Origin of the sequence: Nostoc sp. 2RC, from assembly GCF_014222165.1 — a bacterium.
Lineage (GTDB): Bacteria > Cyanobacteriota > Cyanobacteriia > Cyanobacteriales > Nostocaceae > Nostoc > Nostoc linckia.
This window is the reverse complement of the sequence record NZ_JACKZU010000661.1, coordinates 1-1,830: the sequence shown is the minus strand read 5'-3', so window position 1 is coordinate 1,830 and position 1,830 is coordinate 1. Positions and strand designations below refer to the sequence as shown.

Below are 1,830 nucleotides of genomic sequence, written 5' to 3'. Positions count from 1 at the left end.
GAGAGGGGAGTCTGGGGAGTGTGGGGAGAAAGAAAATTTATGCTTCCCACCCCTCCCACACCTCCCACACTCCCCGCTTACCCCATGCCCCATCCCTAATCCAAACCTTTTAGACGATCGCTAGGGTCTGGGATTGGATGTTACTAACTTTGGATTCGATCGCTGTTCCCTTAAAGAAGTCTGGGTTGGCTTCGGTGTAGAACTTGTAGGGATTAGCGAATACATAAGACTTAAAGTCGGCTTCGGTAATCACGCCTTCTCTGACGAGATCCCAGCTTTCAGCCAAGGGGGAGGTGAGGTCGGGTACATCCCAGTGACCAACATCTGAGGAGTAGATGGCGTTGATTTTCACACCCAACGGATTGGCTTTGTTGTTGAATGCGGCGGCGATGGTGCGGTCGTCGGACTCGGAACCAAAGAAGAAGCTGTTCACCCAGCGATCTTTGATGTCTTCTATTGTTTCAATTCCTGCTGCGCCAAAATCGTTGAGTTCGCTACCAACTGGCTGGCGACTATGGCGGCTGAATGAAGAACCCAGTACGCTCTTGGTCAGTTGTTCTTTGCTTAGGGAATGTCCTTGAGTAATTTCGCCGCCAAAACGTTCAAACAACTCGAACAATTCATCAGCATTTGTTAGTTCTGGATTGTAGTTTTCCAGTCCTTTGAGGCTGCGCTTGGAGAAGCGATCGACCAAATGAATGTAGACGTGGGCACCCCAGTCTGCACCGCCTTCCAACATAGCAACGCGCAATTGTGGGAATCGTTTGGTAACGCCACCAAAGAATAATGCTTTGGCAAATGCTTGGGAACCATCGGCAAAGTGACCGATGTGGTTGTTCATGTAGTTACTGATGGAAGAACGTCCAGTCCAACCTTGGCTGCCGTAGTGGGTAGTAATGGGTACACCTAATTCGACGGCTTTAGCCCAGAATGGATCGTAGTCATATTCGCTATCCAAGCCGTAAAAGTCAATATAGGAGGCATATTTGGCGATTTCAGGGAATTGATCGGCTGGATATTTTTCAGCGATCGCCTTAATCGGCCGTTTCACACCACCAGGAATATTTGCTACTTTCAGACCCAGTGTTTTAACTGCAAATTCTAACTCCTCAATGGCTTCTTGGGGATTAGTCATGGGGATACCGGCTACCACCGTCAGGCGATCGCTATATTTGCGGTAGATATCAGCATGATAGTGATTCACCGCCCGTTGCAGTGCTTGACGGTTCTCTGGACTTGCGCCAGCTGGTGCTAAGACATTGTTGGGAAACAATACCGAATAATCTGAACCTTGTTCGGCCTGACGTTCATAAAGCAATGCAGGCAGAGTGTAAGTAGCAAGATCCAACGTATTGCGAGTAACTCTTGCCCACCAAGGCGATCGAATAGTGCGGTTGCGTTGGCGTTCTTCTGGTGTTTGTTGATACCAATCTTTCCCATTGCTCTTGGAGTTCAGACGAGAAGCTTCCGCCTTGCGTAATTCATCCACAAGTTTCGCACCGCCATAATTAGCGATGTAATCTTCAAAAGCTGGCGTGAAATCATTAGTATGAACGTCAGTATCAATTACCGGATAATCCAGAGTTGCTCTGATTGCAGCAGATTGTGAAGTCTTTAATCGGCTATATTCAGTCATGATTTTTTCTTCCAAAAATTACAATTGGTCATTAGTCATTAGTCATTAGTCATTAGTCATTGGGCATTGGGCATCGGGCATCGGGCATTGGGCATTGGGCATCGGGAAAGGAGAAAGATTTAATTTATTCCTTTCCCCTTTCCCCTTTTCCCTTTTCCCTTTTCCCTTTAACCTTTCCCCTTTCCCCTTTCCCC

The 1,830-nt window shown here is 47.4% G+C and carries 1 protein-coding gene; it reads right to left on the bottom strand.

Annotation, left to right across the window (positions count from 1 at the left end; genetic code table 11):
* Positions 1–109: 109 nt before the first annotated feature.
* A complete protein-coding gene (locus GNE10_RS34240) occupies positions 110–1,636 on the bottom strand; it encodes an amidohydrolase family protein (protein WP_185570469.1) in 1,527 nt (508 codons plus the stop codon).
* Positions 1,637–1,830: the final 194 nt, after the last annotated feature.

Bases quoted from the DNA above. Each gene is read 5' to 3' on its own strand.
- GNE10_RS34240 (WP_185570469.1), bottom strand. From the start codon at position 1,636: ATGACTGAATATAGCCGATTAAAGACTTCACAATCTGCTGCAATCAGA.